The sequence below is a fragment of the Alkaliphilus sp. B6464 genome, from assembly GCF_018141165.1.
Taxonomy (GTDB): domain Bacteria; phylum Bacillota; class Clostridia; order Peptostreptococcales; family Natronincolaceae; genus Alkaliphilus_B.
On the sequence record NZ_CP058557.1, the window covers coordinates 2,356,986 to 2,378,344 of the forward strand.

The 21,359-nt window shown below is 31.6% G+C and carries 23 protein-coding genes; 22 read left to right on the forward strand and 1 reads right to left on the reverse strand.

Translation table 11 applies throughout. The features are described 5' to 3' along the window. Positions 1-7 precede the first annotated feature (7 nt). Positions 8-577 (reverse strand): lytic transglycosylase domain-containing protein, encoded by a 570-nt coding sequence (locus tag HYG84_RS11745; RefSeq protein ID WP_249168605.1) that lies wholly within the window; start codon positions 575-577, stop codon positions 8-10. Between the two features lie 162 nt (positions 578-739). Here HYG84_RS11745 and HYG84_RS11750 point away from each other — a divergent pair, with 162 nt between their 5' ends. The 22 genes from HYG84_RS11750 (at position 740) to HYG84_RS11855 (ending at position 21,341) form a co-directional block, all read left to right on the forward strand. Further along, positions 740-1,642, forward strand: coding sequence for a hypothetical protein (locus tag HYG84_RS11750; RefSeq protein WP_212377379.1), 903 nt, complete (start codon positions 740-742; stop codon positions 1,640-1,642). 419 nt (positions 1,643-2,061) lie between these two features. Then, positions 2,062-3,390: an electron transport complex subunit RsxC gene (gene rsxC, locus HYG84_RS11755; RefSeq protein ID WP_212377381.1), complete on the forward strand. Its 1,329-nt coding sequence runs from the start codon at positions 2,062-2,064 to the stop codon at positions 3,388-3,390. A gap of 19 nt (positions 3,391-3,409) precedes the next feature. After that, entirely contained in the window at positions 3,410-4,351 is a 942-nt protein-coding gene (locus HYG84_RS11760) for an RnfABCDGE type electron transport complex subunit D (protein WP_212377383.1), read from the forward strand. 3 nt (positions 4,352-4,354) lie between these two features. Beyond that, on the forward strand, positions 4,355-4,897 hold the full coding sequence (locus HYG84_RS11765; RefSeq protein WP_212377385.1) for an RnfABCDGE type electron transport complex subunit G: 543 nt from the start codon (positions 4,355-4,357) through the stop codon (positions 4,895-4,897). Positions 4,898-4,932: 35 nt separating this feature from the next. Beyond that, the gene (gene rsxE / locus HYG84_RS11770) at positions 4,933-5,532 is read left to right on the forward strand and encodes an electron transport complex subunit RsxE (RefSeq protein WP_212382231.1); all 600 of its coding nucleotides are present in this window, start codon (positions 4,933-4,935) and stop codon (positions 5,530-5,532) included. Positions 5,533-5,548: 16 nt separating this feature from the next. Next, positions 5,549-6,130, forward strand: coding sequence for an electron transport complex subunit RsxA (gene rsxA / locus HYG84_RS11775; protein WP_212377387.1), 582 nt, complete (start codon positions 5,549-5,551; stop codon positions 6,128-6,130). A gap of 12 nt (positions 6,131-6,142) precedes the next feature. Then, positions 6,143-6,967, forward strand: a complete 825-nt coding sequence (locus HYG84_RS11780) for an RnfABCDGE type electron transport complex subunit B (RefSeq protein ID WP_212377389.1) — start codon at positions 6,143-6,145, stop codon at positions 6,965-6,967. Positions 6,968-7,382: 415 nt separating this feature from the next. Then, positions 7,383-7,904, forward strand: coding sequence for a Gx transporter family protein (locus tag HYG84_RS11785; RefSeq protein WP_212377391.1), 522 nt, complete (start codon positions 7,383-7,385; stop codon positions 7,902-7,904). A gap of 19 nt (positions 7,905-7,923) precedes the next feature. After that, on the forward strand, positions 7,924-8,172 hold the full coding sequence (locus HYG84_RS11790) for a DUF4321 domain-containing protein (RefSeq protein WP_212377393.1): 249 nt from the start codon (positions 7,924-7,926) through the stop codon (positions 8,170-8,172). An 8-nt stretch (positions 8,173-8,180) separates the two neighbouring features. Further along, positions 8,181-8,759 (forward strand): Maf family protein, encoded by a 579-nt coding sequence (locus HYG84_RS11795; protein WP_212377395.1) that lies wholly within the window; start codon positions 8,181-8,183, stop codon positions 8,757-8,759. Positions 8,760-8,817: 58 nt separating this feature from the next. Further along, entirely contained in the window at positions 8,818-9,480 is a 663-nt protein-coding gene (radC, locus tag HYG84_RS11800) for a RadC family protein (protein WP_212382234.1), read from the forward strand. A 29-nt stretch (positions 9,481-9,509) separates the two neighbouring features. Then, positions 9,510-10,541: a rod shape-determining protein gene (locus HYG84_RS11805; RefSeq protein ID WP_305829046.1), complete on the forward strand. Its 1,032-nt coding sequence runs from the start codon at positions 9,510-9,512 to the stop codon at positions 10,539-10,541. Positions 10,542-10,555: 14 nt separating this feature from the next. Then, the gene (mreC, locus tag HYG84_RS11810) at positions 10,556-11,395 is read left to right on the forward strand and encodes a rod shape-determining protein MreC (RefSeq protein WP_212377397.1); all 840 of its coding nucleotides are present in this window, start codon (positions 10,556-10,558) and stop codon (positions 11,393-11,395) included. A gap of 17 nt (positions 11,396-11,412) precedes the next feature. Then, the gene (mreD, locus tag HYG84_RS11815; RefSeq protein WP_212377399.1) at positions 11,413-11,910 is read left to right on the forward strand and encodes a rod shape-determining protein MreD; all 498 of its coding nucleotides are present in this window, start codon (positions 11,413-11,415) and stop codon (positions 11,908-11,910) included. A gap of 15 nt (positions 11,911-11,925) precedes the next feature. Continuing rightward, positions 11,926-14,730: a penicillin-binding transpeptidase domain-containing protein gene (locus HYG84_RS11820; protein ID WP_212377401.1), complete on the forward strand. Its 2,805-nt coding sequence runs from the start codon at positions 11,926-11,928 to the stop codon at positions 14,728-14,730. A gap of 149 nt (positions 14,731-14,879) precedes the next feature. Then, positions 14,880-15,518, forward strand: coding sequence for a septum site-determining protein MinC (gene minC, locus HYG84_RS11825; protein ID WP_212377403.1), 639 nt, complete (start codon positions 14,880-14,882; stop codon positions 15,516-15,518). Between the two features lie 51 nt (positions 15,519-15,569). Then, entirely contained in the window at positions 15,570-16,367 is a 798-nt protein-coding gene (gene minD / locus HYG84_RS11830; RefSeq protein ID WP_212377405.1) for a septum site-determining protein MinD, read from the forward strand. 23 nt (positions 16,368-16,390) lie between these two features. Further along, positions 16,391-16,672, forward strand: a complete 282-nt coding sequence (minE, locus tag HYG84_RS11835) for a cell division topological specificity factor MinE (RefSeq protein WP_212377407.1) — start codon at positions 16,391-16,393, stop codon at positions 16,670-16,672. A 392-nt stretch (positions 16,673-17,064) separates the two neighbouring features. Beyond that, positions 17,065-17,760, forward strand: coding sequence for a murein hydrolase activator EnvC family protein (locus HYG84_RS11840; protein WP_212377409.1), 696 nt, complete (start codon positions 17,065-17,067; stop codon positions 17,758-17,760). Between the two features lie 20 nt (positions 17,761-17,780). Next, positions 17,781-18,680, forward strand: a complete 900-nt coding sequence (locus HYG84_RS11845) for a site-2 protease family protein (RefSeq protein ID WP_212377411.1) — start codon at positions 17,781-17,783, stop codon at positions 18,678-18,680. A gap of 82 nt (positions 18,681-18,762) precedes the next feature. Further along, complete coding sequence (locus HYG84_RS11850) at positions 18,763-20,601, forward strand: TIGR03960 family B12-binding radical SAM protein (RefSeq protein ID WP_212377414.1); 1,839 nt, start codon at positions 18,763-18,765, stop codon at positions 20,599-20,601. Beyond that, positions 20,601-21,341, forward strand: a complete 741-nt coding sequence (locus tag HYG84_RS11855; protein ID WP_212377416.1) for a TIGR03936 family radical SAM-associated protein — start codon at positions 20,601-20,603, stop codon at positions 21,339-21,341. Before HYG84_RS11850 ends, HYG84_RS11855 begins: the two co-directional genes overlap by 1 nt. The last annotated feature ends 18 nt before the right edge of the window (positions 21,342-21,359 follow it).

Genomic DNA, 21,359 nt, shown 5'->3' on the forward strand with positions numbered 1-21,359 from the left:
AATATAACTATATAACAGTAAACTTAGAAATATTATTTAATACTTTATCTACATAACTTTCCGTTTCTTTGAATGGAGGTATGCCATTGTACTTTTCTATATTTCCAGGACCAGCATTATATGCTGCTAAAGCTAGCTTTATATTTCCGTCATATCGGTCCATTAGTTCTCTTAGATATTTTGTTCCGCCTTCTATATTTTGTTTAGGATTCCATACATTTTTAACGCCGAGATGTTCTGCTGTTAATGGCATAAGCTGCATTAAACCTTTAGCACCAGCCGATGATATACTATTGGGATTAAAGCTAGATTCTACTGAAATAACAGATTTAATAAGGGCTTGAGGAATGTTAAATTTAGTAGATGCTTCACTGATTATATGATCAAAACTATTTGAGTCATTTAAATTACTGTAGTCATTCAGGTTACCTATCTTTTCTGTCGGATTCATTTCTGTATTTAACACTTCATTAAATGAAGGTGTGTTTATTTCAAGTACATTTAGTTTTACTGGAATCTTATTTTGAATACTCATTACTTTCTCATAAAAAATTTGATTAACCATACCTTTTAACATAATCTATCTTCCTCCAAGGAATAATTTAATAATTTTATTATATATATATTAAGACAAGTATTCAATAGACCAAAGTACCATTTATGTAGAGTACTGAAATCTAAAATAAGTAAAAGAAGGACAATCTATTCATTAAATATTAATAATATAGGAGGGATTATTGTGAGAAAATCTAGAATTGGTATACGAAAAAGGCAAAGGAGAATTAATATAGGGGTAGCTATATTCTTTCTAGTTATTTTACCTATAACAGCTGTGGCAATTGGATCGAGGATTACTGAATGGCTGGTTATTCCTACAATTAATACTGATAATATACTAAAACCACCGAGTGATATTCTTTTAGAAGAGAATGGAGAAGTAGAGGATGATAGTATAGAAAAAGACGTAAAGGACACAGAGGATGTAACTGAAGTTTCGGGTAAACAAGAAATAAATACAGAGACAATTAATCAAAATTCGTTATCTGCATATATGGTACAAATAGCCAGCATATCTGATAATAAAAATATAGAATCATTAATTGAACAATTAAATAATTATAGTTTTCCACATATCATATACAAATTAGATAACGTATATAAAGTATATACATTTGGATCTACTAAAAAAGAAGATATAGAAAAAAAATTAGACAATGTAAGAGAAGTATATGCTGATGCTTATATAGGGCAAATATATATTCCACAAAAACAAATTCGTTACTCAAGTATAGAAAATAATGGGACAAAGGAAGTTATAGATGATATGAATTTGTTAATAGAAATATTAAATCAATCTTCAGAGACTTTGTATAAAACTATTAATGCAGAAGGTACATTGGAAGAGTATAAGGAAATATTAATTAATCATCAAAAACTTTTAGTACAAATGTCTGAAAAAGTTAATAATGTTAAATTACCTAAGGAATTTGCTAATGTAGAGGATATAAAGAAAATGATTGAATATCAAGAGAAAAATATTTTGGAGTCCTTAAAAATAATAGAAGAGGAAAGGGACACATATAAGTTGCAAAATCATTTTTTAGATAGTTTATTTAGAACAATAGAAGTAATTAAGAAATGATTTAAATAAGTATGTTATATTTTTAAACCTTTTCTTAAGTTTAAAAGGGTTTAAAAATGTCGATTTATACAATAAGAAAGAAGTTTAAATAAAAGAATATATAAAAGATGGACTAGAAATGCTTGTTAAATCTTAAATTTTATACTAATATAGTAATGTAGAATAATTATTCCATAATAACAGATAAGTGATTATAGACTATAAATAATTGAAATTAAACACAACTAGGGATATTTATGCTGTATTTTATATAAGAACTACAGTATACAATATTCCATTTTGATGACATGATGAAAATAATGTTATATTAATTAAATTTCGTGGTTAATTAATTAACATGGAAAAACATGTCGAATTGTGACTTGAAATGGAAATTGTTTAAGCTATAATCAAATAATATTTAAGGGGTGAAATATGTAATGAAGTTTTTAACCTTTAGGGGTGGTATTCATCCTCCCGGTTATAAAGAAGCAACAGCTAATCTTAAAATAGAAAAAGCTGTTGAACCAAGTGTTGTATACATTCCACTACAACAACACATCGGAGCACCTTGTCAACCGTTAGTAAAGGTAGGAGACCGTGTTACTGTAGGTGAGAGAATAGGAGAGCCTCAAGGTTTTGTTTCGTCTCCAGTACACTCAAGTGTATCTGGTACTGTTAAGGCAATTACTATGATACCTAATGTTATCGGTGGAGAAGTTCAAGCAGTAGTAATTGAATCTGATGGTTTAAATGAAGTACATCCTTCTATTAAGCCAATAGGAAGTATCGAATCATTAAAGCCAGAAGAAATTATTGCTGCAATTAAAGATGCAGGAATAGTTGGAATGGGTGGAGCTACTTTCCCAACCCATGTAAAATTATCGGTTCCTCCAGATAAGAAAGTTGAAAACTTTATTTTAAATGGAGCTGAGTGTGAACCTTTCTTAACAGCAGATCATCGTTTAATGCTTGAAAATCCAGATGACGTTATATATGGATTATTAGCTATGATGAAGGCTGTAAATGTTGAAAATGGATTTATTGGTATTGAGGATAATAAACCAGATGCTATTGAATCTATGAAAAAAGCAGCAGAAAAATATCCAAATATTAAAGTTGTAGCACTACACACAAAATATCCTCAAGGTGCGGAGAAACAATTAATTTATGCTTGTACAGGTAGAGAAGTACCTTCTGGTGGATTGCCAGCAGATGCAGGTGCAATCGTAAATAACGTTGGAACAGCAGCTCAAGTTGCTAAAACATTAAAAACAGGTATGCCATTAATTGATAGAATTACTACAGTTACAGGAAGCGCAATAGCAAATCCTAAGAATCTATTAATGAAAATAGGGGTACCTATTAAAGAAGTAATCGAGCAATGTGGAGGTTATGCTAAAACTCCAGGAAAAATTATAATGGGTGGGCCTATGATGGGGTTTGCTCAGCATTCAGACGATGTTGTAATTGCAAAAGGTGCTTCTGGAGTATTAGTATTCGATGAAGAAGAAGCAAGAATTCCAGATCCTCAACAGTGTATACGTTGCGGTAAGTGCGTTGAAATTTGTCCTGCAAACCTTCAACCAATACAAATCAGTGCATACTCTTTAAATAACATGATGGAGCATGCAGAAAAATATAGAGCTTTAGATTGTATCGAATGTGGTTCTTGCTCATTTATATGTCCATCGAAGAGACCTTTATTACAATCTATTAGAGTAGCAAAAAGAGAAATAGTCGCAAAAAAAAGAAAGCAAAGTAATTAGTTGATGGGAGGGAAGATTGATGGAAGGAAAATTATTTGTATCTTCTTCACCCCATATTAGGGTTGAAAACACGATACAGAAAGTAATGCTAGATGTAATAATCGCATTATTACCTGCAGCATTAGGGGCATTATACTATTTTAGAATGAATGCAGCAAAAGTTATATTACTATCAGTATTAACAGCTGTTATTTCAGAAGCTATATTTCAAAAAATAACTAAAAAACCTATAACAATCAATGATTTAAGTGCAGTAGTAACAGGATTATTATTAGCCTTTAATATACCAGCTTCTGCACCATGGTGGATTCCTGTTTTAGGTTCTGTTATTGCAATCTTAGTTGTAAAACAGTTTTTCGGTGGTGTAGGTCATAACTTTATGAACCCTGCTTTAGCTGCCAGAATTATGCTTATGATTTCATACACAGGTCGTATGACAGCTTGGGTAAAGCCAGGTGCTGATGCTGTATCAGGAGCTACACCTTTAAGCTTTGTAAAGGGTGTTTCTGAAGTACCAAGCAATGCTCCAAAGTTATTTGATATGTTATTAGGGAATACAGGAGGTTCTTTAGGAGAGACGTCTGCAATTCTTTTAATATTAGGTGGGATATACTTAATATATAGAGGCGTTATTTCATGGCACATTCCTGCAATTTATGTTGGTACAGTTGCAGCAATTACTTTAGTATACGGTGGATTTAATCCAACTTTCATGCTGTATCACTTATTAGCTGGAGGTTTAATGCTAGGAGCAATATATATGGCTACCGACTATGCATCTGCACCAGTTACACCTAAAGGAAGAATTTTCTTTGCACTTGGATGTGGTATTTTAACTTCTGTATTTAGACTTTACGGTGGTTATCCAGAAGGTGTAGGCTTCTCTATTCTTCTTATGAATATTGCAGCTCCTCTAATTGAGAAGTATACAGCTCCTAGAGTATTTGGGGAGGTGAAGTAATCTATGAAACAAATGGTTAGATTAGGATTAATATTATTAGTTATAACTGCTGTATCGGCTGGATTACTTAGTGTTGTAAATGATGTTACTAAAGTCGTTATTCAAGAAAAAGCTATGGAAGCCAATCTTGTATACATGAAAGAATTATTGCCAGATGCCGATGAGTTTAAAGTAGTGGAGAATCCTGCCATTGGCGATGTAGAGGGTGTTCAAGAAGCCTATGAAGCATTAAAAGGTGGAAGCACCAGCGGTTATGTTGTTAAAACACTAACTAAGGGATATGGTGGAGATGTTGTAATGCTAACTGGTATTAATATCGATGGAACTGTAGCCGGAATAAGAGTTGCATCACAAAGTGAAACACCAGGGCTTGGATCAAAAATTGCAGAGGTAGATTTCCAATCACAATTTGCAGGAAAATCAGCAGCAGAAGAACTTAGTGTGGGTCCTGATATACAAGCAATTTCAGGTGCTACTGTTTCATCAAAAGCTGCAATTGCAGGAGTAAATGCATCAATAAAATTATTTCAAACTGTATTAAAATAATATATAACCGATAGCTTTGGAGGTGAGTTTATATGATGAGTACTAGAAAGGTATTTACAAATGGATTGATTTTTAATAATCCAACTTTTGTGCAAGTACTAGGAATGTGTCCTACACTTGCAACAACGACTTCAGCAACAAATGGTTTAGGTATGGGACTTGCTACAACTGCGGTATTACTTGGTTCTAACATAGTAATTTCTATGCTTAGAAAAGTTATACCAGATCAAATTAGGATACCTGCATTTGTTGTTGTAATCGCAACATTCGTAACTATAATAGAAATGCTTTTACAAGCTTATGTAACTCCATTATATGAATCTTTAGGTATATTTTTACCATTAATAGTTGTTAACTGCATTATTTTAGCTAGAGCGGAGGCTTTTGCATCTAAAAACTCAATTTTTAGTTCAGCAATAGATGGTTTAGGAAATGGGTTAGGTTTTGCGGTTGCTTTAACAATATTAGGTTCTATAAGAGAATTAATAGGAGCAGGATCAATTTTTGGTAAGCAAGTAATGTGGAGTAGTTTTGAGCCAATGTCTATTATGACTCAAGCTCCAGGTGCTTTCTTAGTTTTAGGTTTACTTCTTGCACTATTCGGAAGTCTTGCAGCTAAAAAACATAATGCGTAATTAGGAGGTGTAATTCGTGACATTTGGATCATTATTTGTTATACTAGTAAGTGGTATATTAGTAAATAACTATGTTTTGTCTAGAAACTTAGGGATATGTCCATTTTTAGGTGTTTCTAAACAGGTAGAAACTGCTTTTGGTATGGGAATGGCGGTTACTTTCGTTATGACATTAGCAGGAACAATTACCTACTTGGTACAAACTTTTATTTTAAATAACTTAGGATTAGCATATATGCAAACAGTTTCTTTTATTTTAGTAATAGCTGCACTAGTTCAATTTGTAGAAATGGTTATACAGAAAAGTAGCCCTACTTTATATCAATCATTAGGAGTATACTTACCGCTTATTACTACTAACTGTGCAGTACTAGGGGTAGCAATTTTGAATATTCAACAAGAATACAATTTAATTGAAACTATTATAAACTCGGCAGCATCTGCTATTGGATTCTCTTTAGCGATTGTACTGTTTGCTGGTATTAGAGAGCGTTTGGAATTATCTGATATTCCTGAAGCCTTCAAAGGATTTCCAATTGCATTATTTACTGCAAGTTTAATGTCAATGGCATTCATGGGCTTTGCTGGATTGGTATAAAGGAGTGATAAAATGAATCTTCAAACAATTATATATCCTGTAGTAAGTCTTGGAGGTATGGGTCTAGTATTCGGTGCAGGTTTAGCATATGCATCTCAAAAATTTGCTGTAGAAGTTGATCCAAAATCCATTGCTATTAGAGATGTACTTCCAGGAGCAAACTGCGGTGGATGTGGTTTCCCAGGATGCGATAACTTTGCAAAGGCTGTTGCAGCAGGTGAAGCACCAGTAAACGGCTGTCCTGTTGGTGGTGCTGATATTGCGGCTAAAGTTGCTGGAATTATGGGAGTAGAAGCTGGCGACGGAGGAAGAAAAGTAGCTAAGGTTATATGTAACGGAGATACTACAAAATGCGGTGAAAAATTTGAATACGATGGTATTCAAGATTGTGTTGCGGCATCAATGGTTCAAGGTGGAAGTAAATCTTGCCAATATGGATGTCTAGGATATGGTACATGTGTAAAAGCTTGTGCTTTCGATGCAATCGAAATAGTAGATGGAAGAATTGCAAAGATTGATCCTGAAAAATGTACTGCTTGTGGTAAATGTCTAGAGGTATGTCCAAAGAGCGTAATCGCATGGGCTCCTTATGAGCAAAGTGTTGTTATTACATGTAATAACAAAGAACCAGGAAAAGTAGTTAGACAAAAATGCAGTGTTGGATGTATTGGATGTCAAATTTGCGTTAAAAACTGTCCAACACAAGCGATTGATTTTAAAGATAATTTAGCATCTATTAACTATGATAAGTGTACTAATTGCTTTGTATGTGTTGAAAAGTGTCCTACAAAGGCAATTGAAGGAGATTTAGAAAGAAAGCAAAAATTTAATTTATAATAATATATTTATTAATAATAGAAGAGCCGCTAGCGGCTCTTCTATTATTTTCCAATTATCTAATAAAGTAAAAGGTTTTTATTACTGGTGTTTTTTTAAGAAGCAGAAAGCTAGTGGTATCTTAAATACTAGAAAGTTTAGAACAAATTTTCTAGTGTTCTATGAGTAGATGTAATAGTATCAGATGGACTTTAATTAATAAGCTCTAGAAATACAATTATTTACTACTTGTATATTAAAACTGTTAATGGTAAACTTTTAATGTGTTTACTTTCAATTTATATATTAGATTTTAAAACTATATCTTAACTAAATGCTTGCTTAAATTGGTATTGTTGTTAAAATATTAATATCGTAAGATTCTTTCATTTAAAAAATTAAATTTAATCTATTATTTAGAAAGTGTGATGACTATATGAATACAAGAAAAATGGTACACTTGGCCATGTTGACCTCTGTTGGATTAGCACTTCATATTATTGAGTCCATGATCCCTAATCCTTTTACAGCCTTTGCACCAGGTGCAAAATTAGGACTAGCTAATATTGTTGGACTTATTACTCTAGCGATATATGGAATTAAATATGCATTAGCCGTTAATATACTGAGGAGTTTTATAGGTGGATTAGCCTCAGGAGCTGTAATTTCCATGATGTATAGTATGGCAGGTGCTCTTGTTAGTACAATCATAATGTGGGCTATGTATAAGTTTTTTAGGAAGTATTTTAGTTTAATAGGTGTAAGTATTTTTGGGGCACTAGGACATAATATGGCCCAGTTGACAGTAGCCAGTATAATTATTAAAAATCCTAAAATATTTGCTTATTTGCCGATATTAATGTTGACCAGTATTTTCACGGGAATATTTATTGGAATTACTGCAAATTATACTTTAAGCAAAACTAAAGCGAGCATTGATTATATAGTAAGACCTTAAGTGTAAATGGGGGATAATTATGGGGAAACTTAGAAATTCTTGGTTATTAATATTGTTTGTTATTACTGGAGTAATTTTAGGAAGTTTAATCGGTAGCTTTTTTCAAAAAACACTTCCTTTTTTAAACTATGGCCCAGAACCATTAGGCTTAAAAAATATTGAAATTAATTTAGGTATTATTTACTTTCAAATAACTTTATTGATTAAAATTAATATTGCTAGTTTAATTGGACTTTTATTAGCAGTAATTGTATTTAATAGACTGTAGGTGAAATTATGAAACAAATAGTTTTAGCCTCTACTTCGCCAAGAAGAAAAGAAATTCTTGAAGGACTGGGAGTTGAGTTCAAAGTAGTAGGGAGCAATATTGAGGAAAAAGTGAATGAAAATCTTTCACCCCCAGAAATTGCCAAACAGTTAGCATACCTAAAAGCAAAGGATATTTCGAATAAAATAAATGGAGATTATGTTGTTATTGGGGCTGATACTATAGTAGAATATAATAAGATACTAGGAAAACCTAGAAATATAGACGAAGCATATAGTATGCTTAAGCTTCTTTCTGGTCAAGTTCATAGGGTTATTACTGGATTCGCAGTTATCGACTGTTTAACCCAGAAAGAGTTCATTGATTATGAGTGTACAAATGTATATTTCAATCATCTTACGGATAATCAAATACAAAAGTACATTTCTACTGGTGAACCTATGGATAAAGCAGGAGCTTATGGAATTCAAGGGAAAGCCTCTTTATTTGTATCCAAGATAGAAGGGGATTATTTTAATGTGGTTGGTTTGCCAATATTTAAGTTAGGCGTAGCATTGCATAATCATTTTGACATCAGCCTCCTTTAAAATTTTTTAGGGGTGATTGGTAGTGAATAATTATTGTGAGTATACTACTATTAAAAAGATGCCTGAAAGTGAACGACCAAGGGAGAAGATGTTAGCCTATGGTTGTCAAAGTTTATCAAATGCAGAATTATTAGCAATTATTTTGTCTACAGGTACAAGGGATAAGACTGCAATTGATTTGGCAAGTGGAATACTAAATATGTCTAACGAAGGACTGAGGTCTCTTAGAGATTGTACTATTGAGGAGTTAAAGCAGATAAAAGGTGTTGGATTGGCAAAGGCATCTCAAATTATAGCCGCCGTGGAGCTCGGAAAGCGTATAGCTTTAACAACAAAGGGAAATAATTACAAGATAAAGAGCCCTGATGATGTAAGTAATTTATTAATGGAAGAGATGAGATATTTAAATAAGGAAATATTTAATATTTTATTATTGAATACTAAGCATGATGTAATCGCTATAGAGAACATCTCTGTAGGTAGTTTAAATTCTTCTATTGTTCATCCTAGAGAGGTTTTTAATAGAGCAATTAAGAGAAGTAGTTCTGCCATTATATTGGCACATAATCATCCAAGTGGAGATCCCAAACCTAGTGGTGAAGATATTAATATAACAAAAAGACTTATTGAAGCAGGCACTATTATCGGGATAAATGTATTAGATCATATAATTATTGGAGATGGAATTTACTTTAGTATGAAGGAGCAAGAATTGATATAATCGTTATGTAAAAGGAAGGAGCATTATTGATGGGGATGTTTAAATTTTTCTCACGTGACATGGGAATTGACTTAGGAACAGCAAATACATTAGTTTATGTAAGAGGAAAGGGAATTGTACTTAATGAACCTTCAGTAGTAGCAATTCAAAATGATACTAAAACAGTTTTATCTGTAGGTGAAGATGCAAAAAAAATGATTGGTAGAACTCCAGGAAACATAGTGGCTATTAGACCTATGAAAGATGGAGTAATTGCAGATTTTGATGTAACACAAAGCATGTTAAAATATTTTATTAAAAAGGCTTATTCTAAAAAAACAATAATACAACCAAGAGTAGTTGTATGCGTTCCTTCAGGAGTTACTGAAGTAGAAAAGAGAGCTGTAGAAGAGGCTGCATTGCAAGCAGGCGCAAGAGAGGCTTATTTAATAGAAGAACCTATGGCAGCAGCTATAGGTGCCGGCTTACCTGTTGAAGAACCTGCTGGAAGCATGGTTGTAGATATTGGCGGAGGTACAACGGAGGTTGCAATTATTTCACTAGGAGGTATTGTAACAGCTAAATCTATTAGGGTTGGCGGAGATGAATTAGATGAATCAATTGTTCAATATATAAAAAGAGAATATAGTCTAATGATTGGTGAGAGAACTGCTGAAGAAGTAAAGGTAACCGTTGGATCCGCATTTCCTAAATCTAAGGAAGAAAAGATGCTAGTTAGAGGTAGAGATTTAGTTTCTGGATTGCCTAAAACCTTAGAGATAACATCAAGTGAAATAATGGATGCTTTAAAGGAGCCTGTAGGACAAATTATTGAAGCAATTAAATATACATTAGAGAAGACACCACCGGAACTTGCTGCTGATATTATGGAAATGGGTATTATGCTTACAGGCGGGGGAGCATTACTAGATGGATTAGATAAATTAGTACGAAAAGAGACTGGAATGCCTGTTCAGATTGCTGAAGAACCTTTAGATTGTGTAGTAATGGGTACTGGTAAAACAATAGAAGAAATCGATACTCTAAAGAGAGTTTTAATAGCACCGAAGAAATTAGGATAAGCTGGGTGATATGAGTGGCTAAAAAAAGGTCAAAAAATGGTTCAGCAATGATAGTGGCAATTGTCGCTATCATTCTCATTATAATATCGGGTATTACCGCTAAACAAAGAGAAAATATTACAGTGGTAGAAAAGTGGATTGGGAATTTAATTACTCCTGTTCAAAGTGTTATTAATACTGGAGTTAGTAGTTTGGGAGAGAATATTAGCTCAATAGCTAGACTAACTAAGCTTAAAACAGAAAACGAAGAACTAAAAAAAGAAGTAGAAGCACTAGAAAAAGAGGTTTTAAATTTATCAATGTCGAAAAGTGAACTTGAAGAGTTAAAAGGTTTAAAGTATGCATTGAACTATATTGAGGATACTGAAAAATACGATACTATTACTGCAAGTATAGTAGGAAAAAGTCCAGGTAATTGGTTTAATATATTTACAATTGACGTTGGAGAAAATCAAGGAATAAAAAAAGATAGTATAGTATTAGACTCTAATGGACTTGTTGGTAGAGTATATGAGGTTGGAGGTACTTGGGCAAAGGTTATTTCAATTATAGATAATAATAGTTCTGTTAGCTTTCAAATAATGAGAGATAGTAGTTTGCAAGGCATAGTTACTGGAAGTATTACTAATGAAGTAACGGGATATTTATTTGACCCTCTAGCAGATGTAATTGTAGGTGATAAAATAGTTACTTCAGGGCTTGGAATTTATCCAAAAGGAATTACAATAGGAGAAATTGTCGAAATAGACAAATCTGGCGATCATCTATTAAAAACAATTAAGGTAGAACCATCAGTAAACTTCAAGAGAATAACTAAGGTATTGGTAATGGGACCAAGAGAAATTGATTATTAATAAAGGGGAAACTAATAGTGAAGCCGATTATAATTAGCTTAATTGTTATATTAAATTTAATATTGCAATCTACCGTCTTTCAGTGGTTAAAAATATACGGAGTATTGCCTAATACAGCTTTAATACTCGTAATATCCTTTGCCATATACAGTGGTAAAAATAAAGGAGCTATGATTGGATTCTTTGTAGGCATTTTGCATGATATTGTTTTCGGTCGTACAATCGGCTTAAATGCTCTTGTATTTATGATTACAGGATATTTAGTTGGACTTATGGATCAAAAAATTTTCAAGGACAATCTAATTATTCCTTTCACGCTAACAGCTTTAGCAACAGTTTTTTATGAAACAATAAATCTTCTCTTAATATTTTTGTTAGGATATCGGATTGAGTTATTTAATGTAATAAAAAAAATGTTAATAGTAGAAGTAATATATAACTCTATTCTCTCCCTGATTATTTATTTTTATGTATCTAAATTATTTAAATCTAGTTTAATGAAAAAAAGATATTAATTAAAGGTGATGGAAATGTTTTTAAAAAAATTAAAAGATCGTTATAATATAATTATTTTGGTATTCGCTATTATTATTGCTGTTATAATTTTAAGATTAGCAACTTTAATGATAGTAGAAGGACAGTATTATCGTGAACAAGCAGAAAATAGAATTTTTAAAAACATTCCTTTAAGTGCTCCAAGGGGCGAAATTAGGGATAAATATGGTAGATTATTGGCTGGGAATAGGCCTAGTTTTACTGTGCAAATTATGAGAAATGAAATAGATAGTAATAAAATAAATCAGGTGTCATTGGATTTAGTAAATATATTAGAGAAAAATGATGATAAATATACAGATGAATTTCCAATTGTAATAACAGAAGCCGGGGAGTATACCTTTACTTATGATATAGATTTAGCTAGTTGGAAGGAAACTTATGGGTTGGTAGGAGTTAAAGACGGAGAAGAAGCTTTCAAAATTTTAAAGGAAAGATATGGTATTGAGGTAGAAGATCCTTATGAGGCACAACTAAAGCTCCTAGAAATTCCAGATTTAACTGTACCTATATCTATAAAAGAGGCAACTAGATGGAGGTATACAGATGAATTAAAAAAAGAAGATTGGCTTAAAAGCTATGGATTTGAAGATTTAGATATAAGTGCTATAGATGCATTTAATAAGATTAAGAAAAACTATGAAATACCTGATGAATATTCTTTTGAAGATGCAAGAAAAATTATGGTTATTCGCCAACAAATAAGAAGTAATGGATACTTGCAGTATAACCCTGTAAAGATAGCTCAAGATATCTCATCACGTTCTGTGGCACAAATTGAAGAGAATATTTTAGATTTACCAGGGATAAGTGTGGTAATTGAGTCAATTAGATATTATCCTGAAGGAGAATTGGCCGCTCATTTAATAGGGTCTTTAGGGAAGATTGCGCAACAACATGAAATAGATAAATATATTAAAGAATTAAACTATTTACCGGGGGATATTATAGGGAAAACAGGCCTTGAGCATAAATTTGAAGAAATATTAAAAGGGCAAGATGGTTACCAAAAAGTAATTGTAGATTCTAGAGGAAGACTTGTTGAAGTTTTAGAAAGAAAGGACCCAATTCCTGGAGATACATTATATTTATCAATGGATATTAACTTGCAAAAAAGAACAGAAGAAGTTCTAGAAGAAGTTCTAAAAGCAATTCAAACTGGAGGAACTTATGAAACTAAGTGGGGGAAAAGCAACTTTTTAGGTACAAGTGGAATTAGGGCAAATGCTAAGTCGGGTGCTGTTGTAGTAACAGATGTTAAAACTGGTGATGTTCTAGCTCTAGCAAGCTATCCATCTTATGATCCTAATCTTTTTGCTACAGGCATAAGCACAGCAGATTGGCAAAGTTTAATGCCAGAAAATGAAAGAGATCTTTTAGCTCCTAGGCCTTTATTAAATATGGCTTTAAGTACAGCAGTACAGCCTGGTTCTACTTTTAAAATGCTTGTTGGCTTAGCGGGTTTGGAGCAAGGACTTAGTCCTAATTATAAAATTTTAGACAAAGGATATATTAAAGTTGGAGGACACTCATTCGGTAACTGGCTATGGAATCAAAATAGAAGAACCATGGGTTATCAAAATTTAGCAGAGGCTATTAGAGATTCTAATAACTATTATTTTTACTCTTTAGCTAATGGATATGATTATGGTGCTGGAAAACCTCTTCCAATTAAAATGAGTCCAGAAATATTAATTGACTATACTAAAAGATTTGGACTAAATGATCGTACAGGTATAGAAATTGATATACCAAGGGAAAAATCTGGGGGAGTTCCTAGCATTGAAAGAAAATTAACAACAGTTAAGGCTATGCTTAATAACTATTTAAATAGACAAATGAAATTAGAAGATCTAGACCCAAATAAAGTTACACCGAATGCTGATAATCTAGAAACAATTATACAAGAAATTGTAAGTTGGGCAGATGAAAATCCATCCAGAGGAACTGTTGAGAAAAGGATGATTGAGTTAGGAGTAAAAAAAGAAAAAGCTAGTATATACACAGATGTTGCAAAGTATAATTATTTTAACCAAGCAAAATGGAGTGTAGCTGATACTATGAACTTTTCAATTGGGCAAGGAGAACATGCATACACACCTATTCAAATGGCAAACTTTATGGCCATGCTGGCTAATGATGGGTATAAATATAAAGTAAGTGTTGTTGATAAAATTAAATCAATTGAGAATGGAAATATCGAAGAGTATCCTACTGAGCTAATAGAAAGAATTGAATTAAATGATTACAACAACTTAGATGAAATAAGACGTGGAATGCATGAAGTTACAGCAACAGGTTCAGTTAGATCTCATTTCAATAATTTTCCAATTGATGTTGCTGCTAAAACAGGTACTGCTCAAAAATCTGGTAAGATTCCACCAGTGGATGAAGTTGAATATTTAAAAACTCATCTATCAAAATTTGGTGTTTCTTTGCAGCAAGTAGAGGCAAGAATGCTTGAACTAAAGAGCAAAAATAAAGATAGTGCCAAATATATGGACGATGCTTTTGTTATGAGAGAAGCTATTAAGCAACTAAATCCTAAAATTAGGGATAAAGATATTGATCAATTTAAACCTAATTATGATAACTACACTTGGTTTACTGGATTTGCTCCTTATGATAATCCTCAAATTGCAATTTCAATTCTTATTCCACAAGGTGGCTCAGGAGGATACGGTGCTCCTATTTTTAGAGAGATTGTAGCAGAATATATGGGTTTAAATGCAACTGATGATAATGAGAATCTTAATATTGAAAACAGGTTGCTTAAATAAACGCAACATGGGATTCTTTAACGAAAGCAGCTTAGCTGCTTTTTTTCTAGGCATTTAGACTTATTAAGTTTTTTGTATATCAAAGAAGGATTTATCTAATTTGTGGAGAATTTAGTAGTATAGGCAATATGTTGGTGGAGGTAATACCAATGATTCAGGAAAATGTGATAGAGTTTAAAGGAACCAGAAAAGGGATTTTAATTTGTATTAAGCCACAATATGATTTTGAAGTTATAAAAGAGCATTTAATTAACAAAATAGAAAAAACACAATCATTTTTTAAGGGTGCTAAAATTTTCGATATATATTGTGATACTTTGACAACTGAAGAGAAGGAAGAATTACAAATGTTGATGGCGACAAGATATAAAATACATGTTTTAAAGCCAGAAGAAAGAGAGGCTTTAAATAAAGCTGAGTCTACTGAAGAAATTTTTGCAGGGGTCATTGAAGGAAAAACAAAGTTTATTCAAGGTACTTTAAGATCAGGACAAAATATAAGCTATAAAGGAAATGTGGTTGTATTAGGAGATGTTAATCCAGGTGCTCAAATAACTGCATACGGAAATATTATTGTTATGGGTAGTTTGCGTGGAGTGGCCCATGCTGGAGCAAATGGCAACATGGATGCCTGTGTAGCTGCTTTTCATTTAGATCCTACTCAACTCCGAATTTCAGATGTTATAACTAGGGCGCCAGATGGTGATTATGAAAAACCAAAAATTCCAGAATTAGCCAGAGTAAAAGGAAATATGGTATATATTGAACCTTATTTAAACAAAAAATAATATTAAATTTATAAAGACTATTAAAATATACATAAGATAGGGGGAAAGGTTATGGGTGAAGTCATTGTAATAACCTCTGGAAAAGGAGGGGTAGGAAAAACAACTACTACAGCTAATTTAGGTACTGGATTGGCACAGTTAGGGTATAAGGTTGTAGTAGTGGATGCTGATATTGGATTAAGAAACCTAGATGTAGTAATGGGCTTAGAAAATCGAATAGTTTATGACATTGTCGATGTAGTTGACGGTGTTTGTAGATTAAAACAGGGCCTAATAAAGGATAAGAGATACGAAGGACTACATTTACTACCAGCAGCACAAACTAAGGATAAAAACTCTATTAGTACAGAACAAATGCAAAAGCTCACATTAGAACTAAAAGAGAACTTTGATTATGTTTTAATTGATTGCCCAGCAGGAATAGAACAAGGTTTTAAAAATGCGATTGCAGGTGCAGATCGTGCTGTCGTTGTAACAACTCCAGAAATATCAGCAGTAAGGGATGCAGATAGAATTATTGGGTTGCTTGAAGCATCTGAAATAAGGGATCCTCTACTAATTATTAACCGTATTAGAATTGATATGGTTAAGAGAGGAGATATGATGAATATTGATGATATGATTGATATTCTAGCTATTGATTTGCTTGGAGTAATACCTGATGATGAGACGATTGTCATTTCTACTAATAAAGGTGAACCTGTAGTTACAGATTCAAATTCATTAGCTGGACAGGCATATAGAAATATAACTAGAAGAATTACAGGGGAAAATGTTTCTTTTATAAATATGGAAAGTGAAGAGGGATTTATGAGCAAGCTAAAGAAAATATTTGGTTTAGCTAAATAAATATTTGGGAGAGGAGAAAAAACATGGATTTATGGAAATTTTTTAGTCGGGACTCTGAAACAAGTAAAAATGTAGCCAAAGAAAGATTGAAATTAGTTTTAGTTCATGATAGAACAAACTGCTCTCCTCACTTTCTAGATATGGTTAAGGGAGACATAATTAAGGTTATTTCTGATTATATGGAAATTGATGAGGATGGGCTGGATATTAAGTTAACTAAAACTAAAAGAGACTATGATGATTCAAGTGTTCCAGCGTTAGTTGCAAATATCCCCATTAAGAAGATGAAAGATCGTAGCCGTTAGGTTTTATAAAAACTAATATACAACATATTTAAAAAGACTATTTAATTTTTAGATAGTCTTTTTATAATATATAGGAGAATTATGCACCTATTAAAATTGTTCATAAGCCATAATTTTAGTTATGTATTTAAACAAAGTTAATCTATGAGTTTTTCAAAAGAAAAATTTGTTCAATTTGATACAACTTTAATATAGAATTTACTTAAGTGAGGAAATTGCATAATTCAAAGTCTGAAATTAAAACAACTATATATTGTATGTTGATCGCTTTAAATATACAGTATATATAAAATTTTTTATAAAAAGTTAAATATGCAATTTCCTCAAGTAATAAAATTACTATGTAATCAATATATTATACTAAAGCAGAAGCAAAGGAGTGAGTATAGTATATGGTTACAGGAAAAAACAGAGCAAATTCTTCTAACAATTTATTTGTAAAAAGAAAACTATGTATCAACTCTACAAGCTATCATAATTGGCTTAGGAAAACATTTACTAGAACTATTATTTCGATTATATTGATTATGTTAGTATTAATTATTCAAATGTTAAATTTTCAAGCACCAAAAAATGCATTAAATTTTGTAGAGGAAAAATTAGAACATAATGCAAGCCTAAATACTTATATAGCAGGGACAAAGAAATTATATGCACATGTTAAGCTATTTGGAGGCAAAGCATTAGAAACAATGAAGCTAGAAGGTAAAGTAGAAAACAAATTTATATTACCAGTAGATGGAGAGATAATTTCTTATTTTAATGAAAATATTGGTAGGACATCAAATGTATCAAAAGGTTTAATTTTTTCTAGTGATACAGGAAAAAATATTTATTCTGTTGATGATGGTGTTATTATTGATATTGGAGCAAATAAATTTATTGGCAACTATATTATTATAAAGCATAAAGGAGAATTGTTATCTGTATATAAATATCTTGATACTAACCATGTAGAGTTAAATCAAAGGGTAGAAAAGGGTCAAGTAATAGGAACTTCATCTGAAAAGCTTTTGTTAGAAGTATGGTATCGAAATGAGGCTATTGATCCTATTAAATATATAGATTTAAGTATGAAACAATTATAATATATGGAGCTAAAAATAAAATGAATTTATTTAAAATATTTAATATAGAAATAAAAATTAGTTATTTGATTTTTTTCATACTGATTTTCAGTATGTTTTTTAATTATTTTATTGAACTGCTAATATTAATTATAATTGTTTTAATACACGAATTAGCTCATTGCTGTTTATGTATTTACTATGATATAGAAGTATCCGAGGTGAAGTTGTTTGCTTTCGGTGGAGTGGCTAAATTTCGAGGTGATATTGAGACTGATTCCAAACGTGAAATTGTTATTGCACTAGCAGGACCTCTATCTAATTTTATACTCAGTATTACTTTAATTTTTATAGTAAATATATTTAATATTGAAATGAATAATATAATACATTTTTGCCTAGTAGCTAACTTAACTATAGGTACATTTAACCTTATTCCTACACTGCCATTAGATGGTGGAAGGATTATAAGAGGAATTATCGGATACTATGTTGGGATTAAGAAGGCTACGTATATTGTAGTAAGGTTAGGCTATATTGTCTGTATATTATTGTTTGGGATTGGAATATATTTAACATTGGTTTATAATATAGAATATATTTTTTTTAATATGCTATCTATTTATATATTTGTATCTAATAGAAAAGAGAAAAATAGGATTGATTTTATCTTTGTTAAAAATCTTGTTTTGAAAAAAAAATCCCTATTTAGTGAAGGAATTATGGATGCTAAATATGTAATAGCTATGGAATTTATCGACATAAAAAAAATATTTGATGAATTTACGCTTGAAAAATACCATATTATAACAGTTATAAATACAAAAGGTAAAGTTATAGGAAGTTTATCAGAAAGTGAGATTATAGATGCTATTATTAATCAGGATAACAATATCACTTTAGGATATCTAATAGATATTTATAAACAAAGACTAAGTTAATAAATATTTTCTAATTGTTTATGTTATCATATAACTAAAAGAGTTTTAAAAACCAAGGATGAACTTTGAAGGGAGAAAAATAATGCACAAGTTACAAATCGATGATTTATTATATAATGTAGAAAAACCGGCTAGGTATTTAGGGAATGAGTTAAATAGTGTACATAAAATAGTTGATGAAAATATGATTAGATTTGCTTTTTGTTTTCCAGATGTTTATGAGGTAGGGATGAGTCACCTTGGAATGCAGATTTTATATAATTTACTAAATAGACAAGAAAGCATTTTCTGCGAAAGGGTTTTTACACCAGCCATAGATATGGAGGAGGAAATGAATAAGAATAATATTCCTCTATTTGCCTTAGAGAGCAGACAGCCTATTAGAAATTTTGATTTCGTAGGATTTACGCTGCAATACGAACTAAGCTATACTAACATATTAAATATGTTAAAACTAGCAGGCATCCCTATTTATAGTGGAGATAGAAAAGACGAAGACCCTATTATAATTGTAGGTGGGCCTTGTGTGTACAATTGTGAGCCAATAGCAGATTTTATTGATATAGCAGTATTAGGAGAAGCAGAAGAAGTAATTTTAGAGATTACAGATCTGTATAATAAATTGAAAAAGGGTAATTATAATAGACTTGAATTCTTAAAGCAAGCTGCTTTAATAGAAGGAGTGTATATTCCTTCACTTTATGATGTAAATTATAATGAGGATGGAACTATTAATGGAGTCATTCCAAAGTTTGAGGGAATACCAAAGATAATACGCAAAAGAATAATTGAAAATTTAGATGATGTATTTTATCCTGAGGAAATTATTGTGCCATATTTAAACATTGTTCATGATAGAATCATGATGGAAGTTTTTAGAGGATGTATTAGGGGCTGTCGTTTTTGCCAAGCAGGTATTATATATAGACCTGTAAGAGAAAAATCTTTTGATAGGTTACAGGAGATAACAAAGAATCTTGTTTCAAGCACAGGATATGATGAAATTTCACTAGCATCTTTAAGTACCAGTGATTATTCACAATTGGAAGATTTAGTTAGACATTTAATAGATGAATATGGCAGCAAAAAAATAGGTATATCATTACCTTCTTTAAGATTAGATAATTTTTCTCTTCAATTAATTGAAGAAATTCAAAAGGTTAGAAAAACTGGGCTAACATTTGCACCAGAAGCCGGAAGTCAAAGGCTTCGAGATGTTATTAATAAAGGAATAACAGAAGAAGACCTAATTAATGCTACTGAAAATGCATTTAATTCTGGTTGGAGTAGTGTAAAATTATATTTTATGATTGGCTTGCCTACCGAAACAGATACGGATATTATAGGAATTAAAGATCTGGCCTTTAAGGTAGTCGATGCTTATTACAAAACTCCGAAGGAACAAAGGGGAAAAGGATTGAATGTTACAGTAAGTGCTTCTACTTTTGTACCAAAACCATTTACACCTTTCCAATGGGAACCACAATCTACATTAGATGAAATATATGCAAAACAGAAATTGTTAGTATCAGAGCTTAAGCATAAAAATATTACATTTAACTATCACGATTCTAAAACAAGTTTACTAGAAGCCGTATTTGCTAAGGGAGATAGGCGACTTTCAAAGGTGCTTGAAATTGCATTAGAAGAAGGTTGTAAATTTGATGGTTGGATAGAACATTTTAATTTTGATAAGTGGATGGCTATATTCGATAAGGCAAATATTGATCCAGCTTTTTATGCTAATAGACGTAGAGAATATGACGAAATATTGCCATGGGATCATATTGATGTAGGAGTTAGCAAGCAATTTTTAATAAGAGAAAGTGAAAATGCTAAAAATGAAAAGGTGACAGCTAATTGTAGGACAAGTTGTGCTGGCTGTGGAGTTAATCAAATTTTTACAGGAGGAATATGCTAATGATAACCATACGATCTAGATTTTATAAAAAGGGAGACATGGTGTTTATTTCGCATCTAGACCTAGTAAGAGTTTTTGAGAGGGCAGTTAGGAGGGCTAATATACCTGTTGCTTATACACAAGGATTTAACCCTAGGCCTATTATGGCATTTGCTACTGCCTTAGGTGTTGGAGTAGTTAGCGAGGGGGAATATATTGACATACAGTTAAGTGAAAAGTTAGATTCTAATTCATTTACAGAGAAGTTAAACAATGTATTGCCAGAAGGATTAAAAATAATTAAAAGTTTAGCAATTAGCAATAAAGAACAATCATTAATGTCTATTATTTCGAGTTCTACTTACTTGGTAAAATTACAAACAAAAGATATATTATTTAAAGAGAATATTGAAGGATATATAAAGGAATTTTTACATTATGAATCAATAATAGAACTAAAGGAAAAAAAGAAAAAACCTCACCATAAAAATAGAAAACCAGAGTTTAGAGAGGTTAATATTAGACCATTAATTAAAGAGGTTGAACTATTCTGTATAGATAACCATGAAGTCATTCTAAAAATGCATTTAGCAGCTGGCAGTGAAGCTAATCTTAAGCCAGATATAGTTATTAGTAAATTAAAAGAAATTACTAATCTAGAAATAGTAGAAGATAAAACGAGGGTTCAGAGATTAGACCTATTTAAGGAGGAAAATGGAGAGTACATAACTCCTTTGGATAAAGTGGATATTATGGAGTAAAATTAGGGAGTTGATTAT